The organism is Terrabacter ginsenosidimutans (genome assembly GCF_039539425.1).
GTDB lineage: Bacteria > Actinomycetota > Actinomycetes > Actinomycetales > Dermatophilaceae > Terrabacter > Terrabacter ginsenosidimutans.
Window position 1 is genome coordinate 461,706 of record NZ_BAABDC010000002.1, and the last position, 25,428, is coordinate 487,133.

Annotated in this window: 24 protein-coding genes; 17 read left to right on the forward strand and 7 right to left on the reverse strand. The window is 70.1% G+C overall.

Annotated elements, in window-relative coordinates; genetic code table 11:
* Positions 1–64 precede the first annotated feature (64 nt).
* The 8 genes from ABD831_RS08140 (at position 65) to ABD831_RS08175 (ending at position 9,534) form a co-directional block, all read left to right on the forward strand.
* Positions 65–1,513 carry a gamma-aminobutyraldehyde dehydrogenase gene (locus tag ABD831_RS08140; protein WP_344944160.1) on the forward strand — a complete coding sequence of 483 codons (1,449 nt, stop codon included), beginning with the start codon at positions 65–67 and terminating at the stop codon, positions 1,511–1,513.
* 87 nt (positions 1,514–1,600) lie between these two features.
* The gene (locus ABD831_RS08145) at positions 1,601–2,848 is read left to right on the forward strand and encodes a polyamine ABC transporter substrate-binding protein (RefSeq protein WP_344944163.1); all 1,248 of its coding nucleotides are present in this window, start codon (positions 1,601–1,603) and stop codon (positions 2,846–2,848) included.
* Entirely contained in the window at positions 2,848–3,966 is a 1,119-nt protein-coding gene (locus ABD831_RS08150; protein ID WP_344944166.1) for an ABC transporter ATP-binding protein, read from the forward strand. The genes ABD831_RS08145 and ABD831_RS08150 overlap by 1 nt, the downstream gene beginning before the upstream one ends.
* Positions 3,959–4,873, forward strand: coding sequence for an ABC transporter permease (locus ABD831_RS08155; protein WP_344944169.1), 915 nt, complete (start codon positions 3,959–3,961; stop codon positions 4,871–4,873). Before ABD831_RS08150 ends, ABD831_RS08155 begins: the two co-directional genes overlap by 8 nt.
* Positions 4,873–5,667, forward strand: a complete 795-nt coding sequence (locus tag ABD831_RS08160; RefSeq protein ID WP_425582808.1) for an ABC transporter permease — start codon at positions 4,873–4,875, stop codon at positions 5,665–5,667. Before ABD831_RS08155 ends, ABD831_RS08160 begins: the two co-directional genes overlap by 1 nt.
* Positions 5,668–5,672: 5 nt before the next feature.
* Complete coding sequence (locus ABD831_RS08165) at positions 5,673–6,920, forward strand: saccharopine dehydrogenase family protein (RefSeq protein ID WP_344944175.1); 1,248 nt, start codon at positions 5,673–5,675, stop codon at positions 6,918–6,920.
* Positions 6,921–6,989: 69 nt separating this feature from the next.
* The gene (locus tag ABD831_RS08170; RefSeq protein ID WP_344944178.1) at positions 6,990–8,459 is read left to right on the forward strand and encodes an NAD-dependent succinate-semialdehyde dehydrogenase; all 1,470 of its coding nucleotides are present in this window, start codon (positions 6,990–6,992) and stop codon (positions 8,457–8,459) included.
* Between the two features lie 58 nt (positions 8,460–8,517).
* On the forward strand, positions 8,518–9,534 hold the full coding sequence (locus tag ABD831_RS08175) for a DnaB-like helicase C-terminal domain-containing protein (protein WP_344944185.1): 1,017 nt from the start codon (positions 8,518–8,520) through the stop codon (positions 9,532–9,534).
* A gap of 87 nt (positions 9,535–9,621) precedes the next feature.
* Here the strand turns inward: ABD831_RS08175 and ABD831_RS08180 are convergent, their stop codons facing one another.
* The gene (locus tag ABD831_RS08180; RefSeq protein ID WP_344944188.1) at positions 9,622–9,969 is read right to left on the reverse strand and encodes a barstar family protein; all 348 of its coding nucleotides are present in this window, start codon (positions 9,967–9,969) and stop codon (positions 9,622–9,624) included.
* Entirely contained in the window at positions 9,966–10,430 is a 465-nt protein-coding gene (locus tag ABD831_RS08185) for a guanyl-specific ribonuclease (protein ID WP_344944193.1), read from the reverse strand. The genes ABD831_RS08180 and ABD831_RS08185 overlap by 4 nt, the downstream gene beginning before the upstream one ends.
* Before the next feature lie 74 nt (positions 10,431–10,504).
* Between ABD831_RS08185 and ABD831_RS08190 the strand changes: the two genes are divergently transcribed.
* The 8 genes from ABD831_RS08190 to ABD831_RS08225 all read left to right on the forward strand — a co-directional run bounded on the left by ABD831_RS08190 (position 10,505) and on the right by ABD831_RS08225 (position 18,318).
* Positions 10,505–11,794: an SRPBCC family protein gene (locus ABD831_RS08190; RefSeq protein WP_344944197.1), complete on the forward strand. Its 1,290-nt coding sequence runs from the start codon at positions 10,505–10,507 to the stop codon at positions 11,792–11,794.
* Between the two features lie 65 nt (positions 11,795–11,859).
* A complete protein-coding gene (locus ABD831_RS08195) occupies positions 11,860–12,381 on the forward strand; it encodes a pyridoxamine 5'-phosphate oxidase family protein (RefSeq protein ID WP_344944200.1) in 522 nt (173 codons plus the stop codon).
* A 25-nt stretch (positions 12,382–12,406) separates the two neighbouring features.
* Positions 12,407–13,621 carry a 1-deoxy-D-xylulose-5-phosphate reductoisomerase gene (gene dxr / locus ABD831_RS08200; RefSeq protein ID WP_344944203.1) on the forward strand — a complete coding sequence of 405 codons (1,215 nt, stop codon included), beginning with the start codon at positions 12,407–12,409 and terminating at the stop codon, positions 13,619–13,621.
* A gap of 76 nt (positions 13,622–13,697) precedes the next feature.
* The gene (locus ABD831_RS08205) at positions 13,698–15,044 is read left to right on the forward strand and encodes a M50 family metallopeptidase (RefSeq protein ID WP_344944206.1); all 1,347 of its coding nucleotides are present in this window, start codon (positions 13,698–13,700) and stop codon (positions 15,042–15,044) included.
* 78 nt (positions 15,045–15,122) lie between these two features.
* A complete protein-coding gene (ispG, locus tag ABD831_RS08210) occupies positions 15,123–16,283 on the forward strand; it encodes a flavodoxin-dependent (E)-4-hydroxy-3-methylbut-2-enyl-diphosphate synthase (RefSeq protein WP_344944209.1) in 1,161 nt (386 codons plus the stop codon).
* A gap of 1 nt (position 16,284) precedes the next feature.
* Positions 16,285–16,962, forward strand: a complete 678-nt coding sequence (locus ABD831_RS08215; protein WP_344944212.1) for a nucleoside/nucleotide kinase family protein — start codon at positions 16,285–16,287, stop codon at positions 16,960–16,962.
* A 74-nt stretch (positions 16,963–17,036) separates the two neighbouring features.
* Positions 17,037–17,882: a GNAT family N-acetyltransferase gene (locus ABD831_RS08220; protein WP_344944215.1), complete on the forward strand. Its 846-nt coding sequence runs from the start codon at positions 17,037–17,039 to the stop codon at positions 17,880–17,882.
* 25 nt (positions 17,883–17,907) lie between these two features.
* A complete protein-coding gene (locus ABD831_RS08225) occupies positions 17,908–18,318 on the forward strand; it encodes a DoxX family protein (RefSeq protein WP_142177397.1) in 411 nt (136 codons plus the stop codon).
* Here the strand turns inward: ABD831_RS08225 and ABD831_RS08230 are convergent.
* Positions 18,308–19,156: a GNAT family N-acetyltransferase gene (locus tag ABD831_RS08230; RefSeq protein WP_344944219.1), complete on the reverse strand. Its 849-nt coding sequence runs from the start codon at positions 19,154–19,156 to the stop codon at positions 18,308–18,310. The two genes, ABD831_RS08225 and ABD831_RS08230, sit on opposite strands and share 11 nt — an antisense overlap.
* A gap of 139 nt (positions 19,157–19,295) precedes the next feature.
* On the opposite strand from ABD831_RS08230, the gene ABD831_RS08235 reads away from it, so the two are divergent.
* Positions 19,296–20,186, forward strand: coding sequence for a DUF4184 family protein (locus ABD831_RS08235; protein ID WP_344944222.1), 891 nt, complete (start codon positions 19,296–19,298; stop codon positions 20,184–20,186).
* Here the strand turns inward: ABD831_RS08235 and ABD831_RS08240 are convergent.
* The 4 genes from ABD831_RS08240 to mmsA all read right to left on the reverse strand — a co-directional run bounded on the left by ABD831_RS08240 (position 20,170) and on the right by mmsA (position 25,245).
* Entirely contained in the window at positions 20,170–20,973 is an 804-nt protein-coding gene (locus tag ABD831_RS08240) for a methyltransferase domain-containing protein (protein WP_344944225.1), read from the reverse strand. The genes ABD831_RS08235 and ABD831_RS08240 overlap by 17 nt on opposite strands.
* A gap of 132 nt (positions 20,974–21,105) precedes the next feature.
* A complete protein-coding gene (locus ABD831_RS08245) occupies positions 21,106–22,209 on the reverse strand; it encodes a substrate-binding domain-containing protein (protein ID WP_344944228.1) in 1,104 nt (367 codons plus the stop codon).
* A gap of 130 nt (positions 22,210–22,339) precedes the next feature.
* A complete protein-coding gene (mmsB, locus tag ABD831_RS08250; protein ID WP_344944231.1) occupies positions 22,340–23,638 on the reverse strand; it encodes a multiple monosaccharide ABC transporter permease in 1,299 nt (432 codons plus the stop codon).
* 59 nt (positions 23,639–23,697) lie between these two features.
* Positions 23,698–25,245: a multiple monosaccharide ABC transporter ATP-binding protein gene (gene mmsA, locus ABD831_RS08255; RefSeq protein WP_344945374.1), complete on the reverse strand. Its 1,548-nt coding sequence runs from the start codon at positions 25,243–25,245 to the stop codon at positions 23,698–23,700.
* Positions 25,246–25,428: the final 183 nt, after the last annotated feature.

Consider the following 25,428-nt stretch of genomic DNA (forward strand, 5'->3'; position numbering starts at 1 on the left):
TGATTCCGAAGTTTTATCTCGACAAGTCTTCACGATTGCGAAGGTCTGCGTCTAGCATTCCGGCATGACTTCCCAGCCGCGCCAGCTCCGCAACTTCATCGGTGGCCAGTACGTCGACCCCGAGGGCGATGCGACGACCGACATCGTCGACCCGTCGACCGCCCGGGTCGTGGCCAAGGCCCCCGTGAGCAGCCAGTCCGACGTCGACCGGGCGTATGCCGCAGCCTCGACCGCCTTCGAGACGTGGGGCGACACGACCCCCGGCGAGCGTCAGGCCGCCCTGCTGAAGTTCGCCGACGCCATCGAGGCTCGCGCCGAGGACCTCATCCGCCTCGAGGGCGAGAACACCGGCAAGCCGCACGCCCTGACGCGGAGCGAGGAGGTGCCGCCCATGGTCGACCAGCTGCGCTTCTTCGCCGGGGCCGCACGTGTGCTCGAGGGCAAGTCCGCGGGGGAGTACATGAAGGGCCACACCTCCTTCGTGCGCCGCGAGCCCATCGGTGTCGTCGGCCAGGTGACGCCGTGGAACTACCCGATGATGATGGCGATGTGGAAGATCGCCCCGGCGCTCGCCGCGGGCAACACCATCGTGCTCAAGCCGTCCGACACGACGCCAGAGACCACGCTGCTCATGGCCGAGCTCGCGTCGGAGTTCCTGCCCGAGGGGACCTTCAACGTCATCACGGGTGACCGCGAGACGGGCCGCATGCTCGTCGAGCACCCGACGCCGGCGCTCGTCGCGATCACCGGCTCGGTCCGGGCCGGCATCCAGGTCGCCGAGAGCGCGTCACGCGACCTCAAGCGGGTCCACCTCGAGCTCGGCGGCAAGGCCCCGGTCATCGTCTTCGACGACGCCGACATCGAGGCCGCCGTCGAGGGCATCGCCGGGGCGGGCTACTTCAACGCAGGCCAGGACTGCACGGCCGCGACGCGCGTGCTCGTGGGGCCGCGGGTGCACGACGACTTCGTCGCCGCGCTCGCGGACTACGCCCGCAGCTCGGTCAAGGTCGGTATGCCGACCGACGAGGACGCCAGCCTCGGCCCGGTCAACAACGCCAACCAGATGGCGCACGTGTCGGGGTTCATGGACCGGCTGCCCGACCACGCCCGCGTGGCCGCCGGCGGGTCGCGCATCAACACGCTCGGCGACGGCTTCTTCTTCGAGCCGACCGTGCTCGCGGGACTGCGCCAGGACGACGAGCACATCCAGAGCGAGATCTTCGGTCCCGTCATCACCGTGCAGCAGTTCACCGACGAGGCCGAGGCGCTCGCCTGGGCCAACGGCGTGCAGTACGGCCTCGCCTCGAGCGTGTGGACCAAGGACTTCGGCAAGGCCATGCGCATGAGCAAGAAGCTCGACTTCGGCTGTGTGTGGATCAACACGCACATCCCGATCGTTGCAGAGATGCCGCACGGGGGTTTCAAGCACAGCGGCTACGGCAAGGACCTGTCGATGTACGGCCTGGAGGACTACACCCGCATCAAGCACGTCATGGCCAACATCGACTCGTGACATCGGGCGACGCCCACCAGCACCACCGGGTCACCGTCGATCCCTCCGCACCATCGACCCACACTCAAAACCCCTGGAGTCAATGACATGAACGACAAGAGCTTCGACACCGAGAACCCGCACCTGCGCGCCGCGCTGATGCGTGGTCTCGTGTCACGCCGGTCCGCGATGATGGGCGCCGCCGGCGTCAGCGCCGCGGCCTTCCTCGCGGCCTGCGGTTCCGCCGGCAAGAACCCCACGACCGGCGCGGGCGGCTCCGGCACGGCAGGAGCCAAGACGGCAGCGGCCGCGCAGGACATGTCCGACACGGAGAAGATCATCAACTGGTCCAACTGGACCGAGTACATCGACGTCAACGACAAGACCAAGGCGCGCCCCACGCTCGACGCGTTCACCAAGGCCACCGGCATCAAGGTCAACTACACGGAGGACTACCTCGACAACGACGAGTTCTACGCCAAGGTGCGCCCACTGCTGCAGGGCGGCAAGGACACCGGGCGCGACGTGTGGTGCAGCACCGACTGGATGGTCGCGCGCCTCATCCGCCAGGGCTACGTCCAGAAGCTCGACCTCGCCAACATCCCCAACTCGGCGAACCTCGAGGACTCCCTCAGGAACGTCGAGTTCGACCCGGGCCGGCTCTACTCGCTGCCGTGGCAGAGCGGCTTCGCCGGCATCGGCTACAACCTCAAGGCCACCGGCGGCAAGAAGATCGAGACGATGACCCAGCTCCTGACGGACCCGGCGCTCAAGGGCAAGGTGACGCTGCTGACGGAGATGCGTGACACGGTCGGCCTCGTCATGATGGAGCAGGGCAAGGACATCTCGAAGTTCACCGAGGCCGACTTCCAGGCGGCCATCGACGTGATCCAGCAGGCCAAGGACGCCGGTCAGATCAAGGGCTTCACCGGCAACGAGTACACCGACGGCCTCGCCAAGGGCGACATCGCGGCCTGCACCGCGTGGACGGGCGACGTCGTCCAGCTGCAGTTCGCGGACCAGAACATCCAGTACACCCTTCCCCAGAAGGGCTTCACGCTCTGGTCCGACAACTTCGTCATCCCGGCGCTCGCCAAGCACAAGAAGAACGCCGAGAAGCTCATCGACTACTACTACGACCCCAAGGTCATGGCCCAGGTCGAGGCCTACGTCAACTACATCGCACCGGTGAAGGGCACCAAGGACGAGCTCGTCAAGATCGACAAGAGCCTCGCCGACAACCCGCTCATCGTGCCGCCGGCCGACGTGCTCGCGAGGGCCCAGGTCTTCCGTGGCCTGACCCCCGCGGAGGAGACGAAGTTCTCCAAGCTCTACGCCTCGATCACCGCGGGCTGATGGCAGGCGCTGGCAAGGGCGACCTGTCACTGGTCGCACTGACGAAGACGTTCGCGACGTTCACGGCCGTCCACCCCCTCGACCTGACGATCGAGCAGGGCTCGTTCTTCGCGCTGCTCGGTCCGTCCGGCTGCGGCAAGACGACCACGCTGCGGATGATCGCAGGCCTCGAGGAGCCGACAGCCGGGCGCATCACCATCGGCGACGAGGACATCACCGACACCAAGGCCTACCAGCGAAACGTCAACACCGTCTTCCAGTCCTACGCGCTGTTCCCGCACATGTCGGTCATCGACAACGTGATGTTCGGGCTCAAGCGCCGCGGCGACAAGAACGCGAAGGCCAAGGCCCACGAGATCCTCGAGCTCGTCCAGCTCGACCAGGTCGCCACGAAGCGACCCACACAGCTCTCGGGCGGCATGCAGCAGCGCGTCGCGCTCGCCAGGGCCCTCGTCAACCGACCCGACGTGCTCCTGCTCGACGAGCCCCTCGGAGCGCTGGACCTCAAGCTGCGCCGGCAGATGCAGATCGAGCTCAAGCGGATCCAGCAGGAGGTCGGCCTGACGTTCATCCACGTCACGCACGACCAGGAGGAGGCCATGACGATGGCCGACCGGATCGCGGTGATGAACGCGGGACGCCTGGAGCAGCTCGGCGACCCGGCCACGCTCTACGAACAGCCGCACTCGACCTTCGTGGCCAACTTCCTCGGTCAGTCGAACCTGCTGCGCGCCCAGGTCGGCGCCGGAGCGAGCGACGGGATCGTCACGGTGCGTGCGCACGGGGCCGACCTCGAGGTCTCCCGCGAGCACCTGCCCGACGGGGCGTCCGAGGTCTGGCTCGGCGTGCGGCCGGAGAAGCTGCGCCTGGGCGAGTCCGGTGGACCCAACCGCCTCCACGGCCTCGTGCGCGACGTGTCCTTCACCGGTGTCGCGACGCAGTACATCGTCGAGATGCCGTGGGGTCAGGAGCTGACCGTGGTCCAGCAGAACGACGGATCGGCCCGCCCCAACCTCGGTGAGAACGTCACGGTCTCGTGGGCGGCCCAGCACGGCTTCGCGCTCGACGCCTCCCAGGACGCGGAGGCCGGCGCCGAGCTGGAGGACGACCGTGGCTGAGACCGCCGTCCTCTCCTCGGGCGTCGCTGCCCCGGAGAGCCGACGGCGCCGCAACTGGGTCCCGTACGCGCTGCTGCTCCCGGGCCTGCTGTGGCTCGTGGTCTTCTTCGTCCTGCCGATGCTGACCCTCGCGTCGCAGTCGCTCCAGGAAGGCAACGTCGACGACGGCTACACCTTCACGGGCAACATCAGCATCTACGCCGACGCGTTCTCGCAGTACTGGCCGCAGATGCTGCGGTCACTGCTCTACGCCGGAGCCGCCACGCTGCTCACGCTCCTGCTCGGCTACCCGCTCGCGTACTTCATCGCGCAGAAGGCCGGGCGGTGGAAGAACCTGGTCCTGGTGCTCGTCATCGCGCCGTTCTTCACGAGCTTCCTCATCCGCACGCTCGCCTGGCGCACGATCCTCGCCGACGACTGGCCTGTCACGCAGTGGGCCCGCAAGCTCCACATCACCGACCTGCTCCAGGCTGTCGGCCTGACCAACAACGACTCGCTGCTCTACTCGCAGTTCGGCGTCATCATGGGCCTGACGTACAACTTCCTGCCCTTCATGATCCTGCCGCTCTACACCTCGCTGGAGCGGCTCGACCCCCGCCTCCTCGAGGCCGCGGGCGACCTCTACGCCTCGCCGTGGCAGACCTTCCGGCGCGTCACCTGGCCGCTGTCGCTGCCCGGCGTCGTCGCCGGCACGCTGCTGACGTTCATCCCTGCAGCGGGCGACTTCGTCAACGCGAAGCTGCTCGGCAACACCCAGACCACGATGCTCGGGACCGTCATCGACGCGCAGTTCCTGCGTGTCCTCGACTACCCGCTCGCTGCCGCACTGTCATTCATCATGCTCATCACGATCGTGACCATGGTGACGATCTACGTGCGCCGCGCCGGAACGGAGGACCTGCTGTGATCGCCTGGATCCGACGGCACCTCATCGCCTTCGCCGCTCTCGCGGTGCTCGTCTACATGCTCGTGCCCAACATCGTCGTCGCGGTCTTCTCCTTCAACGACCCCAAGGGCAAGTTCAACTACACGTTCAACGAGTTCTCGACCGCGGCCTGGACCAACCCGTGCGGGGCGCAGGGCATCTGCGAGTCCCTCGGGCTGAGCCTGCAGATCGGGGTCACCGCCTCGCTCGTCGCGACCGTGCTCGGCACGATGATCGCCTTCGCGCTCGGCCGCTACCGCTTCAAGGGGCGCTCGGGGACGAACCTGCTCATCTTCATGCCGATGGCCACGCCAGAGGTCGTCATGGGTTCGAGCCTGCTCACCCTCTTCCTCGCGCTGGGCGTCCCGTCGGGGCAGGGCGCCATCCTGATCGCCCACATCATGTTCTGCGTCTCGTTCGTCGTGGTGGCGGTCAAGGCCCGCGTGGCCACCCTCGACCCGCGCCTCGAGGAGGCCGCCGCCGACCTGGGAGCCAACGCGACCCAGACGTTCCTGCGGGTGACGCTCCCGCTCGCCGCCCCCGGGATCGCCGCCGGTGCGCTCCTGGCGTTCTCGCTGAGCTTCGACGACTACATCATCACCAACTTCAACGCCAGCCCGAGCTCGATCACGTTCCCGATGTTCGTCTGGGGTGCGTCGGCGCGTGGTGTGCCCGTGCAGGTCTACGTCGTGGGCACCCTGATGTTCCTGCTCGCACTCGTCGTCGTCATGGGCGGCCAGATCGTCTCCAAGCGTCGCAACCGACAGGTGGCCTGACCCTCATGCGTGTCCTCATGATCGGCTCCGGCGGAGTCGGTGACGCCGCCGCGCGCATCGCGTCCGAGCGGGACTTCTTCGAGCGCTGGGTCGTCGCCGACTACGACGTGACCCGGGCCGAGCGCACTGTGTCCGCCGTGACCGCCAGGCGACCGGGGGAGACCCGCTTCGTCGCCTCACAGGTCGACGCCTCCTCGGCCGAGGCCGTCGAGGCGCTGGCCCGCGAGCACGGGGCGACGCACGTCTTCAACGCCGTCGACCCGAAGTTCACCATGTCGATCTTCCACGGGGCCAAGGCATCCGGTGCCGACTACCTCGACATGGCGATGAGCCTGTCGCAGCGTCACCCGGAGCAGCCGTATGCCGTCACGGGCGTCAAGCTCGGCGACGAGCAGTTCGCCGTCGCGGGGGAGTGGGAGGCAGACGGGCGCCTCGCGCTCGTCGGCATCGGCGTCGAGCCGGGGCTCTCGGACGTCTTCGCCCGCTATGCCGCCGACCACCTCTTCTCCGAGATCGACGAGCTCGGCACCCGCGACGGCGCCAACCTCGTCGTGCACGACGAGCTCGGCAACGAGATCTTCGCCCCGAGCTTCTCGATGTGGACGACGATCGAGGAGTGCCTCAACCCTCCCGTCGTCTGGGAGAAGGACCGCGGCTGGTTCACGACAGCGCCCTTCAGCGAGCCGGAGGTCTTCGACTTCCCGGAGGGCATCGGGCCCGTCGAGTGCGTCAACGTCGAGCACGAGGAGGTGCTCCTCATGCCGCGCTGGGTCGACGCGAAGCGCGTGACCTTCAAGTACGGCCTCGGTGACGAGTTCATCGGCATCCTCAAGGTCCTGCGCACCCTGGGCCTCGACCGCACGGAACCGATCACGGTCAAGGGCGTGCGGGTCTCGCCACGCGACGTCGTGGCCGCGGCGCTGCCGGACCCAGCGACCATCGGCCCGCGGATGACCGGCAAGACGTGCGCCGGGCTCTTCGTCACCGGCACGGGCAAGGACGGCCGGCCGCGTCGCACCTACCTCTACCACGTCGTCGACAACGCCCGGACGATGGCGGACTACGACGCCCAGTGCGTCGTCTGGCAGACGGCGGTCAACCCCGTCGTCGCCCTCGAGCTGCTCGCACAGGGCACCTGGAAGGGCGCGGGCGTCCTCGGCCCCGAGGCCTTCGACGCCGTGCCGTTCCTCGACCTGCTCGCTGCACCCAAGCCCGAGGGATACGGCTCCCCGTGGGGCATCGACGAACGCTGAGCAGGTTCGTCCCGTCGCGACCACAGGGCCAGCGACGACCACCATCACGACAGGAATAGGGTTTCAGGCATGGCAGCGGTGACACAGAAGTCAGTGATCGACGCGGTGCCCAAGGGCCTGCTCATCGGCGGGCAGTGGCGCGACGGGAGCGATGGTCAGACCATCGCCGTCGACGACCCGTCCAACGGCCGGGTGCTGACCCATGTCGCCGCGGCCTCGGTCGCGGACGGTCGGGCGGCGCTCGACGCCGCCGTGGCGGCGCAGGCCGACTGGGCCCGCACGGCACCGCGCGACCGCGGCGAGCTGCTGCGCACGGCATACGAGAAGATCACCGAGCGCGCGGAGGAGTTCGCGATGCTCATGACGCTCGAGATGGGCAAGACGCTCGCCGAGAGCCGCGGCGAGGTCGCCTACGGCGCCGAGTTCTTCCGGTGGTTCTCCGAGGAGGCCGTACGCATCTCGGGCCGCTGGTCGACGGCGCCCAACGGCGCGACGCGCCTCATGACGATGAAGCAGCCCGTAGGCCCCACGCTCATGATCACCCCGTGGAACTTCCCGCTCGCGATGGGCACCCGCAAGATCGGACCCGCCATCGCGGCCGGCTGCACCATGGTGGTCAAGCCGGCGAGTCAGACGCCGCTGACGATGCTCGCCCTCGCCGAGCTGCTGCGCGAGTGCGGCCTGCCGGACGGCGTGCTCAACGTCGTCATGACGACCCACTCGACGACGGGTGACGTCATGGAGCCGCTCATCCGCGACCCGCGCCTGCGCAAGCTCACCTTCACCGGTTCGACCCCCGTGGGCCGCTCGCTCATGGAGCAGGCCTCGCAGGGCATCCTGCGCGTCTCGATGGAGCTCGGCGGCAACGCCCCGTTCCTCGTCTTCGAGGACGCCGATGTCGACCAGGCCGTCGAGGGCGCGATGCTCGCCAAGATGCGCAACATGGGTGAGGCGTGCACCGCGGCCAACCGTTTCTACGTCCACGAGTCGCTCGCCGACGAGTTCAGTGCCAAGCTCGCCCGCCGGATGGGCGCGCTCACCCTCGGCAAGGGCACGAAGGACGGCGTCGACGTCGGCCCGCTCGTCGACGAGAAGGCCCGTGACAAGGTCTCCGCGCTCGTCGACGACGCCGTCGCCAAGGGCGCCAAGGTCCTCGTCGGCGGGTCGGCGCCCGACGGTGCCGGCTGGTTCTACACGCCGACCGTGCTCGCCGACGTCCCGACCAACGCCGACATGGCCCGCGAGGAGATCTTCGGCCCCGTCGCTCCCGTCACGACGTTCCGTACCGACGCCGAGGCGATCCGGCTCGCCAACGACACCGAGTACGGCCTCGTGGCCTACCTCTTCACCAAGGACCTCTCGCGCGCCATCACGATGAGCGAGGCGCTCGAGTACGGCATGGTCGGGGTCAACCAGGGCATCGTCTCCAACCCCGCGGCTCCCTTCGGTGGCGTCAAGTCCTCGGGTGTGGGCCGCGAGGGCGGGTTCGAGGGCATCGACGAGTACCTCGAGACGAAGTACGTCGGTATCGCCCTCTGACGTCTGGACATTCGCCGAACCGCTCCGTCGCCCGGGCGCCCTGTGGTGCAATCTGCGCATGGTGACACCAGCCGGTCCGCGTGACGCCGGATCCTTGCGACCGCTCGATGCCCTGCTCAGCGAGACGGACGACGTCCTGCGGCGCGGGTCCCCGGCCGGGGCGCGCGTGTGGGCCACCGGGTTCCCGGCGCTCGACACCGTCCTGACGGGGGGCTTCCGCTCCGGGGAGCTCGTCCTGCTCGGTGGCCCTGCCGGGCACGGCAAGACGACGATCGGGCTCCAGGTCGCCCGCAACGTCGTCGCAGCCGGGTCGAGCGCCCTCGTCTTCTCCTACGAGCACGAGAGCCACACCCTGCTCGAGCGGCTCATCTCGATGGAGGCCGCCGAGGGTGACCCCGGTGAGGTGGCGGGGGTCATCGACGTGCGCCGCGCCCTCGAGACGGCGGACCACGGCGGCTCGCTCGACGAGGTACTCGGGAGCCTGCCCGGCGGAGCGCGTGCCCACGCGGCGCTCGTCGGCTACGGCGACCGGCTGCAGATCCACGAGTCGTCCGGTGTGACGACGACGCTCGAGCAGATCCGCGCAGCGGTCGACCGCGTCACGGAGACGACAGGCCAGTCACCCTTCGTGCTGCTCGACTACATCCAGAAGCTGCCCGCAGACCGCCCCGGCGAGGACGAGCGCATCACCGCGGCGGCCGAGGGCCTCAAGGACCTCGCCCTGTCCGCGCGCATTCCGGTCGTGGCGATCTCGGCGGCCGACAAGGACGCCCTGGCTGCCGGTCACCGGATGCGCACCCACGACCTGCGCGGGTCCTCGGCGCTGGCCTTCGAGGCCGATGTCGTCCTCATCGTCAACGACAAGGTCGACGTCGTCTCGCGCGAGCACCTCGTCTACAACCTCGGCAACATCCAGCGCTTCCGCGACTGGTCCGTGGTCAGTGTCGAGAAGAACCGCCACGGCAAGGCCCACGTCGAGCTCGAGTTCGCCAAGGACTTCGAGCACGGGCGTTTCCACACCGAGGGCCAGGAGGTCACCGAGCGGCTCATCGACGACCGGGTCTTCGTCTCCTGACCTCGGGACGGCGTATGCCGTCAGCCCGGCGTGAGCGTGCCCGAGCAGTCGCGCGGTGGTGGCGTGACGGCATACGCAGGCGGTGACCTAGCGGGTGACGATCGTGACGTTGAGGTCGTCGCGCTCGTCGGCGACCTGCTCGAGGATCTCGACGACGGTGTCATAGGCATGGCGGTCCTGCTCGCGCAGGGTCGCGGCGTGGTCCCAGACGAGCTCGATCGGCACCCCGTGGCGGGCGTCCAGGTCGCGGAGGGCGTCGACGAGGGCGTCCCAGTTGCGGCCGAACCAGTCGGGGAGCTCGAGACCGGTCGCGAAGGCGTCGAGCACGCCCTCCTTGTCGTGACCACCGGAGACGACGCGCACGTCATGACCCAGCCAGCGCAGCTGCGCGATGTGGTCGTCGGCCTCGCTGTGCTTGCCCAGGAACGTCGTCACGTGCCCTCCCTGATCCGGCTGAACGACGCGTAGTGGTCGTCGGTCCAGTACTTCTCACCGCCGCTGCCGACGATGATGCGGCGCGCACCACGATCAGCGGATCCCGGTGTGATGACAGTGAACTCGCGGTAGTAGCCGCGGGTCTGCCCTGGTAGCAGGCGTTCTCGGTTGTCGAAGGTCTGGTTGTCGCTGCGCGGGTAGGGGAAGGGTCCGCCGGCACGGATCAGGGCGAGCGTCTCGTGGGCCTGTGCGGGCAGCGCCGACTCGGCGACCCACGGCAGGCCGGAGACCGGGTCGGTGCCCAGCGGGCCGGGCACGTACGTGGCGGACGCCGCCGCGCCGCGCCCGTCGGTCGTGGACGTGGTCGGGCCCTGCGCGGCGCGGACGACGACCCACGCGAGCACGACGACCGCCACGGCGAGCACGCCGAGCAGGACCTGACGCGAGCCGAGCGTCTTCACGCCCTCATCATGCCCGAGCATCGAATGCCGTGAATCTCCTGACGCGACCGGCGCGCCGGGGGAGACTTCCGGGCGTGAGCCTTCTGCGCGGCCTCTTCGGGGAGCGGGGCGGTCGTCGTGACGAGCCGACCCCGGCCGTCGTGGTGCGCGACGTCGGCCACCGGGTCTTCATCGAGCGTCCGCCCGTGGACGTCTGGCCGCATCTCGTCGCGCCCGGCCCGGGCGCGGAGCTCGGCGTCGACTGCGTCCGGGTGCTCCCCCTGCCGAGCCCCGGACCGGGACGGTTGCCGGAGTTCGCCGGGGTCTGGCGGCGGTCGAACGGCCGGCTCTGGGCGGGGCTGAGCACCGTCGTCGACGTCGAGCACGGGGTGCGCGTCGTGTCCCGCTCGGCCGACGGCGCGGTCGCGCTCGTCCTGACGACGACGCTCGAGTCCCTCGACGGCGGGTGCGTCGTCGCCCAGCAGCTCGAGGGAGTCGCGCCGGCGGACCCCGTGGCGGAGTTCGCCCGGGCCTGGATGGCGCGAGCCCTGCTCGGCCTCAAGGCGGACGTCGAAGGCACCACACGCAGCGCGACCCGCGACGTCGCGTCCGGCCAGCCCGTCGACGAGGCCATGGCCGCCGGGTTCATCGGTCACGGCGTGGCGACGGCGGCCGGGCCCGGGGTCCTGCCGGTGCACGAGACGGCCTCCATCGACATCGCCGTCGCCCCAGAGGCGCTCTGGGAGCTGCTCGCCCAGCCCTCGTCGGAGCAGCTCCTCAAGCCCTCTCTGGAACGCGTGGTGCGCACCGGTCTCGCCGACGACCCCGGGCGCGAGCACGTGCTCGCCGTCCACCGTCACGACGACGGACGACGGGCCGCCTCGGTGTCCCTGCTCGTCGAGGCAACCCCGCCGGTGCGCGTCGTCGAGCGGGACCTGACGTCGTCGCACGAGGCCGACGTCGTCACGACGATCGAGCCGTGCGAGGTCGGCGCCCGGCTCACGGAGACCTTCACCGGCTGGCTGCCCGCCGGTCCCAGCCGCGTCGTCGACTCGTCGGGGATCGCCGCCCTCATGCAGACCCGCCTCGCGATCGTCAAGAACCTCGCCGAGGCCGGGGTCGAGCCGCAACGCGACCCCCGGACCGGCTTCCTGCCCCCGGGCACGGTCCCGGACCTGCCGCCCCCGACGGGGGACCCGGTGCCCCTGCCCCAGGACGGTACGGCGGAGGCCGGTGCAGCCCTCCCCACACCGGCGTCCGTGCCGTCGAGCGTCCTCCTCCCTCCGCCGCACGTCGCGGCGCCGGCTGCCGGCTACGACGTCGGCTCGTGGCTGGTGTGGGGCGAGGAGGGTTTCTCGACCGCGCTCGAGGCGAGCTGGTGGTGAGCCCTCCCGTCGATCGACCCGGGCTGACCAGACGTGGCGTCGGTGCTCGGCGCTAGCGTCGGAGGATGCTGGAGACACCGCACGAGACAGCAGCCCTGCAGGACCTGCTCGACGCGTCCCACGCGAGGGCGACCGATCACCTGCGCAGCATCATCGACGACGACCGCACCCTCAGCGCCGAGCAGCTCGTCGCCCTGCTCACCGGCATGAAGGTGCTCGCGGTGGCCACCGTCACCGCAGCGGGGGAGCCGCGCATCAGTGCCCTCGACGGCCACTTCCTCCACGGCACGTGGACCTTCGGCACGTCGGGCACCTCGGCCAAGGCCCGCCACCTCGCTGCCAGGCCCGCGGTCAGCGTCGCCCACATCGACGGCGAGGAGCTGGCCCTGTTCAGCCACGGCCGCGCCGAGCGGCTGGGGCCGGGGCCCGAGCTCGACGAGGTCGACGCGCACTGGACCACCCACTACGGCAGCAGTCCCTTCTCGTGGGGCGACGACATCCGGATGTACCGCCTGCGCATGACGTGGGCCGTCGCCTACGCCTTCAAGCGCGACGAGCTGCTCCGGGCGAGGGGAGTGCCCACCTGAGAGGCGCCTGCGCGAGAATGCCGGGGTGACTGACACCCCGGCACGTCCCCGCCGCATCGTCCTGCTCGGCTCGACCGGCTCGATCGGCACGCAGGCGCTCGACCTCGTGCACCGCAACCGCGACCGCTTCGAGGTCGTCGGGCTGTCGGCCGGCACCAACCTCGACCTCGTGGCCGAGCAGGCTGTCGCCCTGCGCGTCCCCGTCGTCGCCGTCGCAGCCGGGACGCAGGACGACCTCGCCCGGGCGGTGGCCCGCGCGGCCGACGCAGCCGGCGTCACGGCATACGACCCCGAGCTGCTTGTCGGTCCCGACGCGAGCGCGACGCTCGCCGCGCGCGAGGCCGACGTCGTCGTCAACGGCATCACCGGCGCCATCGGGCTCGAGCCGACCCTCGCGGCGCTCCGGGCGGGAACCACGCTCGCGCTCGCCAACAAGGAGTCGCTCATCATCGGCGGCCCGCTCGTCAAGGCGCTCGCCGCGCCCGGCCAGATCGTGCCCGTCGACAGCGAGCACTCGGCCATCGCCCAGTGCCTGCGGGGCGGTCGCGCGGAGGAGGTGCGCCGGCTCGTCGTCACCGCCAGCGGGGGTCCGTTCCGCGGTCGTTCCCGCGCCGAGCTCGCCGGTGTGACGCCGGAGCAGGCGCTGGCGCACCCCAACTTCTCGATGGGCCGCGTCATCACGACGAACTCCGCCACCCTCGTCAACAAGGGCCTCGAGGTCATCGAGGCGCACCTGCTCTTCGACATCCCGTTCGAGCGCATCGACGTCGTCGTGCACCCGCAGCAGATGATCCACTCGATGGTCGAGTTCGTCGACGGCTCGACGATCGCGCAGGCGGGGCCTCCGCGCATGCTCGTGCCGATCGCCCTCGGCATGAGCTGGCCCGAACGGATCGCCGACGCCGACGTGCCCGTCGACTGGACGCGGGCGCAGTCCTGGGACTTCGAGCCCCTCGACGACGAGGCCTTCCCGGCCGTGGCGCTCGCGCGCCGGGTGGGGGAGGCCGGCGGCACGTGGCCTGCCGTCTACAACGCCGCCAACGAGGTCGCCGTCGACGCCTTCCACGACGGGCGCATCGGCTTCGTCGACATCGTCGACACCGTCGCCCGGGTCGTCGACGCGTATGCCGCCGAGCCGGCCTCGCAGGTCCGCGACCTCACGCTCGACGATGTCCTCGCTGCCGACACCTGGGCCCGGGACGCCGCCGCGGGCCTCATCGCAGCCCCCGACCCCGTTTGACGCACGCGCGCCGTCACCGGGTGCGGCATGGATGCATCGAGTCGGATTCACAGGAGGCGGGTGTGACAATGGACAGGTGCTGTTCTTCCTAGGGGTCCTGGTCGTCGTCGTCGGCGTCGCGCTGAGCATCGCGCTGCACGAGATCGGACACCTCGTGCCGGCCAAGAAGTTCGGGGTCAAGGTGACCCAGTACATGGTCGGTTTCGGACCGACGGTCTGGTCACGCCGGCGCGGTGAGACCGAGTACGGCATCAAGGCGATCCCGCTCGGCGGCTACGTCCGCATGATCGGCATGCTGCCGCCGCGGCCCGGCGACAAGCCGGGGGAGCTGCGCACCCTCTCGACCGGCCGCTTCAGCCAGATGGTCGACCAGGCCCGGGCCGACTCCATGGAGGAGGTCAAGCCCGGCGACGAGGACCGCGTCTTCTACAAGCTGAGCCCCGGCAAGAAGATCGTCATCATGCTCGGCGGTCCGGTCATGAACCTGATCATCGGCTTCGTGCTCATCACCGGCGTCATCACCCTCTACGGGCTGCCGCAGGTCGCGCCCAAGGTCGGGGCCCTCTCCGCGTGCGTGCCCACGACGGCCCCGACCGTGCAGGTGCCCCAGCCCCAGTGCAAGCCCGGCGACCCGGTCGCACCGGCCAAGGCCGCGGGACTGCAGGAGCGCGACCGCATCGTCTCCGTCGACGGCAAGGCCGTCAGCACGTGGGACCAGGTCACCGCGGCCATCCGCGACAGCAAGGGCCGGACCATGACCTGGGTCGTCCAGCGCGGCGACCAGAAGGTGTCGATCTCGATCACGCCCGCCGTTCTCGAGCGGGCCACCTACGACGACCAGGGCAACCCGATCGCCAAGGACGGCAAGCCCGTCCTCGCGTCCATGGGCTTCGCCGGCATCACCCCGGGCCAGGAGCTCGTGCGCACGCCGATCACGCAGGCACCCGGCTTCGTGTGGGCCCGCGTCGTCGACACCGCCTCGATCATCGTCAAGATCCCCGAGAAGATGACGGGCGTCGTGCAGGCCGCCTTCGGGTCCGAGGCTCGCGACCCCAACGGGCCGATCTCCGTCGTCGGTGTCGGCCGCATCGGCGGTGAGGTCGCTGCGCTCGACATCCCGGCCGACGAGGGCGGCAACTGGGTCAAGCTCGCCCAGCTGATCCTGCTCATCGCCTCGCTCAACCTGGCGCTCTTCGTCTTCAACCTCGTGCCGCTGCTCCCGCTCGACGGCGGACACGTCGCGGGCGCGATCTGGGAGTCGGTCAAGAAGGGGTGGGCGCGTCTGCGCCACCGTCCCGACCCCGGCTTCGTCGACGTCGCCAAGGGCCTGCCGATCGCCTACGGCATGAGCCTCGTGCTCATCACCATGTCGGTGCTGCTCATCTACGCCGACATCGTCAAGCCGATCAAGCTCTTCGGCTGAGCCCGCTGCGAGACGGGCCGAGCGGGCTTTCCGGGGGCGCTCGGGGGCGGAGGTCCGCAGGGCGGTCATAATGGCGGGATGAGCGTCTCCCTCGGTATGCCGCCCCTGCCCCCGCCGGTCCTCGCCCCGCGGCGCCAGACCCGTCAGATCCAGGTCGGCAAGGTCGGGGTCGGGAGCGACTTCCCCGTGTCGGTGCAGTCGATGACGACGACGCCCACGACCGACATCAACGCGACCCTCCAGCAGATCGCCGAGCTGACGGCCTCCGGCTGCGACATCGTGCGCGTGGCCTGCCCGAGCCAGGACGACGCCGACGCGCTGCCCGCCATCGCGCGCAAGAGCCAGATCCCGGTCATCGCCGACATCCACTTCCAGCCGAAGTACGTCTACGCGGCCATCGACGCCGGCTGCGCGGCGGTACGCGTCAACCCGGGCAACATCCGCCAGTTCGACGACCAGGTCAAGGAGATCGCCAAGGCGGCCAAGGACGCCGGGGTCTCGATCCGCATCGGCGTCAACGCCGGCAGCCTCGACAAGCGGATCATGGAGAAGTACGGCAAGGCGACGCCCGAGGCGCTCGTCGAGTCGGCGGTCTGGGAGGCGGGCCTCTTCGAGGAGCACGACTTCCACGACTTCAAGATCTCGGTCAAGCACAACGACCCGGTCATCATGGTGCGCGCCTACGAGCTGCTCGCCGAGCGCGGCGACTGGCCCCTGCACCTCGGCGTCACCGAGGCGGGTCCCGCGTTCCAGGGCACGATCAAGTCGGCGACGGCCTTCGGCGCGCTGCTCTCGCGCGGCATCGGCGACACGATTCGCGTCTCCCTCTCCGCCCCGCCCGTCGAGGAGGTCAAGGTCGGCATCCAGATCCTCCAGAGCCTCAACCTGCGCCCGCGCAAGCTCGAGATCGTCTCGTGCCCGTCGTGCGGCCGCGCGCAGGTCGACGTCTACACCCTCGCCGACCAGGTCACGGCCGGTCTCGAGGGCATGACGGTGCCGCTGCGCGTCGCGGTCATGGGTTGCGTCGTCAACGGTCCGGGCGAGGCCCGCGAGGCAGACCTCGGCGTCGCGTCCGGCAACGGCAAGGGCCAGATCTTCGTCAAGGGCGAGGTCATCAAGACGGTGCCCGAGGCACAGATCGTCGAGACGCTCATCGAGGAGGCCATGCGTCTGGCCGAGGAGATGGGCGAGCCGGTCGACGAGGAGTCGGCCGGGGCACCCAGCGTCACCGTCAGCTGACGTGCGTCCTCCCGTCCGCTCGACCGAGCGGTATGCCGTCCTGCGCGACCTCGCCGAGCGTGTCGTCGCGCTCCGGCCGGGTGAGCGGGTGGCCGTGGCGGTCGACGGGTTCGACGGCGCCGGCAAGACGGTGCTCGCGGACGAGCTCGCCGAGGTCATCGGTGCGCTCGACGGGGCTCGCGACGTGCTGCGCATCTCGATCGACGGCTTCCACAGGCCGAAGGCCCAGCGCGTGGCCCGCGGCCGCGGTCCCGGGACCTTCTACGAGGACTCCTACGACTACGCCGCGTTCCGCCGGGTCGTGATCGACCCCTTCCGTGGGGGCGAGCCCGTGACCCCCGCCGTCAACGACGTGGACGCCGACCGGCCGGTGCACCCGGACCCCGTCGCCGTCGCGCGGGACACGGTCCTGCTCGTCGACGGGATCTTCCTCCAACGGCCGGAGCTCGCCGACGTGTGGGACGCGACCCTGTGGGTGGACGTGCCCTTCGCCGTCTCCGTCCCGCGGGGGAATGCCCGGTTCGGCGACGCTCACGACTCCGACCCGAGCGCGGAGCCGAACCGGCGCTACGTCGGGGGCCAGCGCCTCTACCTCGCCGCCGTCGACCCGCGGTCCCGCGCCACGTGGGTGCTCGACAACACCGACCTCGACCTCCCGGTCCTGCACCCGGCGCGCTGAGCGTGCGCGCGGTGTGACGGGTTCGTGAGGCGCGCCGGGGTGACACCCGGCCCGTGGGCAGGCACTCTTGGGTGGTGCTGCGACAACGCCTCCCCGTGCGACCCCTGTCGGCGGCCGATCACGATGCCGCGCTCGAGGTCTGCGCGCGTGACCGCGTCGCCAACGCCTTCGTGGCCGCGCGCATCGTCGAGGGCTCCCTCCGCACGTCTCCCGGGTCGCTCCTCGGCCACTGGGTGGACGGAGAGCTGCGCGGTCTGGCCTGGGTCAGCGCGAACGTCGTGCCGGTCGGGCTCGACGACGACGGGGTGGCCGCCGTCGCCTCGCGGATCACCCGCATGCGCCGGCAGTGCGCCTCGATCTTCGGCCCGAGCGAGCAGGTCATGGGTCTCTGGGAGCGACTGGGGCCGACGTGGGGACCGGTCCGTGCCATCCGCACGCACCAGCCGTTGCTGACGACCCGGGTGCTGCCCTCGAGCCTCGGCCTCCCGCTCGACCCCGACGTGCGCCAGGCACGCCTCGACGAGGTGGACCTCGTGCTGCCTGCGGCCTCGGCCATGTTCACCGAGGAGATCGGCTACCCCCCGTACTTCGGCTCCGACCGCAGCTACCGGGCGAGCATCGCCTCCCTGGTCCGCGCGGGCCACACGTTCGTCAAGGTCGAGGACGGCGAGGTCGTGTTCAAGGCGGATGTCGGTTCGCTCGCCCTCGGCTGCGCGCAGGTGCAGGGGGTCTGGCTGCATCCACGGTTCCGGGGCCGGGGCCTCTCGGTGCCGGCCATGGCGAGCGTCGTCGAGCAGGTGCTGTCCGGCCTGGGCGACGAGGTGTCCCTCTACGTCAACGACTTCAACGTCGCGGCCCGGGCGACCTACGCCCGCTGCGGGTTCCACGAGGTCGGGGCCTTCACCACCGTCCTGCTCTAGCTCCCGATGAGCCTAGGGTGAGGTCATGAAGACCGCGACCAACGCCCCTCTCGGCAAGGACGTCATCGGCCTCGCCGGTCTCTTCCTGACCTCGGGCACGATGCACTTCGTCAAGCCCGAGCCGTTCGAGGCGATGGTGCCGAAGCAGCTCCCGTCGCGCAGGGCGTTGGTGTATGCGTCCGGCGTCGCCGAGCTCGCCTGCGCGGTGGGTCTTCTCGTCCCTCGCACCCGCCGTGTCGCGGGCATCGTGTCGGCCGTCCTGCTCGTGGCAGTGTTCCCCGCCAACGTCACGATGACGAGCACGGCCAAGCGTCGGCTCGACCGCGACCCCGACGACCACAGGAGGCAGGGCTACCTCGCCGCGACCGTGGTGCGGCTGCCGCTGCAGTGGCCGATGATCCGCACGGCGCTGCGCGCCGGGGGAGTCATGCGCTGAACGTGATGCTGATGCTGTCGCCGACCCTCCGGTATCCCAGGGCCTGGTAGATCGCGTTCGAGGTGGGGTTCGCGAGGTCGGTGTAGAGCATGCACGCCTCGCCCTGGTCGAGCCGTGCAGCGCTGAGGGCTGCGACGACACCGCTCGCGTAGCCGTGCCCGCGCAGCTCCGGTGGGGTCCAGACCCCGGAGATGCGGGTGACACCGCCGTTGGCAGGGGAGGCGTAGGCCATCGAGACGGTACGGCCATCGTCGTCCCACAGTCCGACGCGACCGTCGGCGACCTGCTGCTCCAGGCTGGGTGCGGTGCGCCCGGCGCCCTCGATGGCGTCGACGAACTGCTGGTTCCACTCGTCGACGAGTGGCGTGTCGACGCCCGTGGCGACGCGGAAGGCTCCTGGCACCTCGAAGGGGACCCGAGGACGGGTCGTCAGGGCGAAGCGCCCCACCTCCATCGACACCGTCGCCGTGCCACCCGCCAGCGAGGTCCACTCCTGCGCGAACGCCTCCGCCGACGCCCTGAGACCACCCACCCCCGGCAGCCGGTCGCCCGCCGCCGCGAGCACCGCCGCGAGCCCCCGCGCCTGCTCGGGCGTCGCGAGGGCGATGTGCAGCGGGTGCGGCGGCGTGTGCATGAAGGCGGCGACGACCTCACCCGAGGCGTCCCGACCTGCCCACCAGCGAGGTCCGACGTAGCGTCCCGGGTCCTCGACCAGCGACCCGGTGACACTCGCGAGCACGCTCAGTGCTTCGGGCTCGGACGCGACGAGGCCTGCGAAGCGGGCCTGTGCCTGCGCGGCGTCGGTGACCAGCTCGAACGTGCAGGTGGCAGGCGGCATACGCCCACTCTGGCAAAGAAGCCCGTCCCTGGGCGACCGGATTGCGGGTGCCGGGCGGCCTTCTGGGGATCGTGTGGAGGTCCCGTGGTCCTTCGGCGTCTTGCCCGTGCCCCGGCCGCTGAGGTGCGACGATCGACAGGTGCCCTTCACCCCGAGCCACGCGGTCGTCGCGATCCCGCTGAGGCGGCTCGGGCTGCCGCTCGGGGCCCTGGCCGTGGGAGCCATGTCCCCGGACACCGCGGTGTTCCTCCCGCGGCTCTTCGACTACGGGCACACCCACTCGCTGCAGGGCGTCGTCACGACCGACCTCGCGGTCGGGTGGTGCGTGGTGGTGGTGTGGTGGCTCTGGGTGCGTGCTCCGGTCGTCGACGTGATGCCCGACGGTGTGCGGCGCCGGCTGCGGCTCGAACCGCCCCGGTGGCACAGCGTCCGGTGGTGGGTGGCCGTCGTCGGCGCCCTGACGCTCGGCGCCCTGACGCACATCGTCTGGGACGGCTTCACGCACACGGCCGCCTGGGGAGCCGACCTCGTGCCCGCGCTGCGCGACCCCGTCGGCCCGCTGCCGGTCACCTCGTGGCTGCAGTACGCGTCGGGTCTGGGTGGCCTCGTCGGGATCGCGCTGTGGTGGCGCGCGGTCCAGCTGCGGCGCTCGCCCGATGACTCCGCACCCCGTGCCGGGCGCCTGCGTGGACCACTGCGCCTCCTGCCCGTCGGCGGCACCGCCCTCGGGATGCTGCTGGGCGTGGCGTGGGTGTCGGTCTCGTCCGACGCCCAGCCGACCCGCGTCCTCGTCACGGCCGTGAAGTTCGGCGGTCTCGGCGGCCTCGCCGGCGTGCTCGCCCTCACGCTGGTCTGGCACCTCGCCGTCCTCGCCGGCGGACCCGACGCGCGGGGTCGCTCCGGCACACCCGCGCCCCGGAGCGTGACCGAGCCGGTCGCTGCCCGGCCCGATCCCCGACCTGTTCCCGACCCCGTTCCCGGGCCCGTGCCCGGGCCCGTTCCCAGACGCGGACTCAGGCGTGGGCGATGACCTCGGCGTGCGTCATCGCGAACCACGCGTCGGGGTGCGTCGACCACGCCCGCCAGGCGGCGCTGATGTCGGCCAGCTCGTCAGCCGTCACGAGGCCGCGGTCGATGGCCTGCGTCGCGAAGGTCGACTCGAGCGCTCGGCGGGCCCAGGTGCCGCCCCACCACGCACACTGCTCCGGCGTCGCATAGGTCCACAGGGACGCGGACGGGGTGAGCCGGGTGAGCCCGGCGGCGTGCGTCCAGGCGACCAGGTGGCGTCCGGCGTCCGGCTCGGCGTGGTTGAGGCGAGCGAGGTGTCGGTAGACCCCGAGCCACCGGGTCATGCCCTCGGACGCCGGGTGCCACACCATCGAGGCGTAGTCGACGTCGCGCACCGCGACCAGCCCTCCGGGTCGAGTCACCCGGGCCATCTCGCGGAGGGCACCGACGGGGTCGGTGAGGTGCTGGAGCACCTGGTGCGCATGGACGACGTCGAAGGACGCGTCGGCATACGGCAGCCCCATGACGTCGGCGAGCTCGAAGCGCGTGCGCGCGTCGCCTCGCTCGGCGGCGGTGCGGCGGGCGTGCTCGAGCGGGGCGGCGACGTTCTCGATGCCGGTGACCTCGCCCGACGGGCCGACGGCCTCGGCGAGGTCGAGGGTGATCGTGCCCGGACCGCACCCCACGTCGAGGACCCGCAGTCCGTCGCGAAGGTGGGGCAGCAGGTACGCGGCCGAGTCGGCGGCGGTGCGCGCGCCGTGGGACGCGAGGACGCTGCGATGGTGCCCGTGGAGGTAGACGTCCGCCATGGCGCGACGCTACGCCGCGCCGTGACCCGAGGTGGCGGGTGTCCACCGGTGTGCCGGGAGACCCGGCGATGACGAAGGCCCGCCCCGGACGGGGCGGGCCTTCACCGAGTGCGGTGACGCTGTGGTCTCAGCTCACTTGGTGAGCGGGGCCAGCGTCGGGTCGTTCGCGTAGGCCTCGGCCGCGTTCTCCTTGGTCACGATGACCGGGGGGAGCAGGTTGGCCGGGACGACCTTGACACCGTTGTTGTAGGACTTGGTGTCGTTGACGGTCGGCTTCTGGCCCTTCTGGAGGGCCGTGACCATGGCGATGGTCTCCTTGACGAGGTTGCGCGTGTCCTTGTTGATCGTGGAGTACTGCTCACCAGCCATGATCGACTTGACCGACTCGACCTCGGAGTCCTGACCCGTGACGATCGGAACCGGCTTGCCGGCCGCCTTGACCGACGTGATGATCGCGCGGGCCAGCGTGTCGTTGGGCGACAGGACGCCGTCGAGGGCGGCGCTCTGGTAGTTGGCCGACAGGAGCGTGTCCATGCGCTTCTGGGCGTTCTCGGCCTTCCAGCCCTGCGTGACGACCTGGTTGAAGTCCTTCTGGCCGGAGACGACCTTGAGGGTGCCGTCGTCGATCTTCGGCTTGAGCACCTTCATGGCGCCGTCGAAGAAGACCTGGGCGTTCGCGTCGTCGGGCGAGCCGGCGAAGAGCTCGATGTTGTACGGGCCGTTCGGCTTCTTCTTGGCCATGCCGTCGAGCAGGGCCTGGCCCTGCAGCTCGCCGACCTTGAAGTTGTCGTAGGCCACGTAGTAGTCGACGGCAGCCGTGTTCTTCACGAGGCGGTCGTAGGCGATGACCGTGGCGCCGGCGTCCTTGGCGGCCTTGAGCTGGGTGCCCAGCTGCGAGCCGTCGATGGCGCCGACGACGATGACCTTGGCGCCCTTGGTGACCATGGCCGAGATCTGGTTCTGCTGCTCGGACACGCCGCCGTTGGCGAACTGCACGTCGCCCTTGAAGCCGGCCGCGGAGAGGCCGTCCTTGAACAGCTGCTCGGCGAGCACCCAGTTCTCGGACGTCTTCTGCGGCAGCGCGACGCCGATGACCGAGTCAGCGGGGAAGCCCGCTGCTGCGGCGCCCCCGTTGGATGCGGCCGGCGTCGTGCCGGTGTCGCTGTTCCGACCGCAACCGGTCAGAACAAGGGCAGCCACAGCCGTGACGCCCAGCACCTTGGTGAAGGTACGCATGTGCTCTCTTTCCTCTCATCGCGTCCGGGCGGAACGCGGATACTTCTCGGTCACGAGCGGCGCCCTGACCGGGTCCTGGTTGGTTGGCAGATGGGTCTGGTGGTTGGGGGGCTTGTCACCCCGTCGCTCGTCAGCTGGACTGGCGGATCGTCTCGCTGACGGGCTCCGTCTCCGTCGCCGCGGACGGGGGCGGCGGTGCCTCCGTGTCCTCGTCGGTGCCGCCGCGACGGAAGTTCTTCATCATCATCCCGATGAGCGAGGCCCGGCCGGCCGACTTGTTGTAGACGTCGAAGGCGACGGCGACGAGGAGCACGAGGCCCTTGATCATCTGGGTCGCGTCGGCGCCGATGCCCTGCAGCTGAAGGCCGTTGTTGAGCACGGCCATGACGAGGCCTCCGACGATCGAGCCGACCACGGTGCCGACACCGCCGGTGACGGCCGCGCCGCCGATGAAGACGGCCGCGATGGCGTCCAGCTCCCAGCCGACGCCGTCGGACGGGCCCGACGCGGTCGAGCGGGCGACGAAGATCATGCCGGCGAGCGCCGCCAGGATCGACATGTTCATCATGACGAGGAAGTTGACCTTCTTGCTCTTCACACCCGACAGCTCGGCCGCGTGCCGGTTGCCGCCGACGGCGTAGATGTGCCGACCGATGACGGTGCGGTTGGAGATGAAGCCGTAGAGCAGGACGAGCACCGCCAGGATGATCCCGGAGATCGGGAACGAGGTGCCGGGACGGCCCGAGCCGAAGAGCAGCGTCGCGCCGATGATGGCGGCGCAGATGAGCCCGAGGCGCACCCACATGATCCACGCGTCCTCGACCTCGGCGCCGAGCTTGACGAGCGCTCGGCGGCTGCGCACCGCGCCGACGACGATGCCGATGGCGAGCAGGAGCCCGATGAGCACCGTCAGGTTGTTGTAGCCGGTGTTGGGGCCGACCTCGGGGAGGTAGCCGCCGCCGATGACCTGGAAGTCCTCGGACACGGGGACCGAGTTCGACTTGCCGACGTACTGGTTGGCGCCGCGGAAGAGCAGCATGCCCGACAGCGTCACGATGAAGGCGGGGATGCCGACGTAGGCCGTCCACATGCCCTGCCACGCGCCGACGAGCGCGCCGATGGCCAGCCCGAGCAGGATGCCCATCCACCAGCTCAGGTTCCAGTCACGCATCGCGATGGCCACACAGATGCCGACGAACGCCGCCACGGAGCCGACGGAGAGGTCGATGTGGCCGGCAATGATGACGAGCACCATGCCGATGGCGAGCACGAGGATGTAGGAGTTCTGCTGGAAGATGTTGATGACGTTGTCCGGTGTGAGCGTGAGCCCGCCGGTCCAGATCTGGAAGAAGATGATCAACGCCACGAGGGCGAAGATCATGCCGAGCTGACGGGTGTCGCCACCGAAGATCTTCTTGACCTTGTCCATGGGTGCAGTCCTGGCTGTGATGGGTGTGGATGGGGGAGTGGTCGGGGCGGCCGCGCCGCTCACGCGCTCTCGCGCGTGGGCGTGGTCTCGGCGGAGCCGCCGTGGGTGCTTCGCGTCATGAGGCGCATCAGCGACTCCTGGTCCGCCTCCTCGTGGGAGAGCACGCCGGTGATCGCGCCCTCGGCGATGGTGTAGATGCGGTCGGACAGGCCGATCAGCTCGGGGAGCTCGGAGGAGACGAGGATGACGCCCTTGCCCTCCGCGGCCATGCGCTGGATGATCCCGTAGATCTCGAACTTGGCACCGACGTCGATGCCGCGCGTCGGCTCGTCCAGGATGAGCAGGTCAGGCTCGGTGAAGAGCCACTTGGCAAGCACGACCTTCTGCTGGTTGCCTCCGGAGAGCTTGGAAACGCCCTCGTCGACGTTGGGGGCCTTGGTCCGCAGGGACTTGCGGTAGGACTCGGCGTAGTTGTACTCCTCACGCTCGTCGACGACGAAGCCGCGCGTGATGCGGTTGAGCCGGGCAGAGACCGTCGTGCGCTTGATGTCGTCGAGGAGGTTGAGACCGAGGGTCTTGCGGTCCTCGGTGACGTAGGCCAGGCCGGCGTCGATGGCGTCGGCGACGGTCCGCAGCCGGAGCTCCTTGCCGTCCTTGACGATCGTGCCGTCGACGTAGGTGCCGTAGGAGCGACCGAAGAGGCTTCGCATCAGCTCGGTGCGCCCGGCGCCCATGAGGCCGGCGAAGCCGACGATCTCGCCGCGCCGGACGAAGAAGTCGCTGTGCTTGGCCACGAGACGGTCCGGGACGCTCGGGTGGCGGACCGTCCAGTTCTTCACCTCGAAGAAGACCTCACCGATCTCGGGCGTGTGGTCGGGGAAGCGCGACTCGAGGTCGCGCCCGACCATGCCCCGGATGATGCGGTTCTCGTCGACGCCGTCCTCCTTGACGCGCAGGGTCTCGATGGACCGGCCGTCGCGGATGATGGTGATGGAGTCGGCGATCTGCTCGATCTCGTTGAGCTTGTGGCTGATCATGATGCAGGTCACGCCCTTGGAGCGCAGGCCCGCGATGAGGTCGAGCAGGTGCTGCGAGTCGCCCTCGTTGAGGGCGGCGGTCGGCTCGTCGAGGATGAGGAGCTTGACGTCCTTGGACAGCGCCTTGGCGATCTCGACGAGCTGCTGCTTGCCGACGCCGATGTCGCGGATCTTGGTGTCCGGCTCCTCCTCCAGGCCGACCCGCGCGAGCAGCTCGCGCGCCTTGACGCGCGTGGCGAGCCAGTTGATGACGCCGCCCGAGGCCGTCTCGTTGCCGAGGAAGATGTTCTCGGCGATCGACATCTCCGGGATGAGCGCGAGCTCCTGGTGGATGATGACGATGCCGGCGTGCTCGCTGTCGCGGATGTTGTGGAACTCGCACAGCTGGCCCTCGAAGTGGATCTCGCCCTCGTACGTGCCGGCGGGGTGGACCCCTGACAGCACCTTCATCAGGGTCGACTTGCCGGCGCCGTTCTCCCCGCAGATGGCATGGACCTCACCGCGACGGACGGCCATCGAGACGTTGGAGAGGGCCTTGACCCCGGGGAACTCCTTGGTGATGTCCCGCATCTCGAGGATGACGCTGCCCGGCGGGTCGGCAGGACCCGCGGCGGCAGCGGCCGTGTCGGCACTCGAGGGCCCAGGAGCCGGGATGGAGGGGTTGCTCATCTGGTCGTCAACACTCCTTTGTGGTGTTCGTGAGGCGCACGCGCCCAACCTGATTCTTCCGCAAGGTTCGTGCTCAGGTGTCCG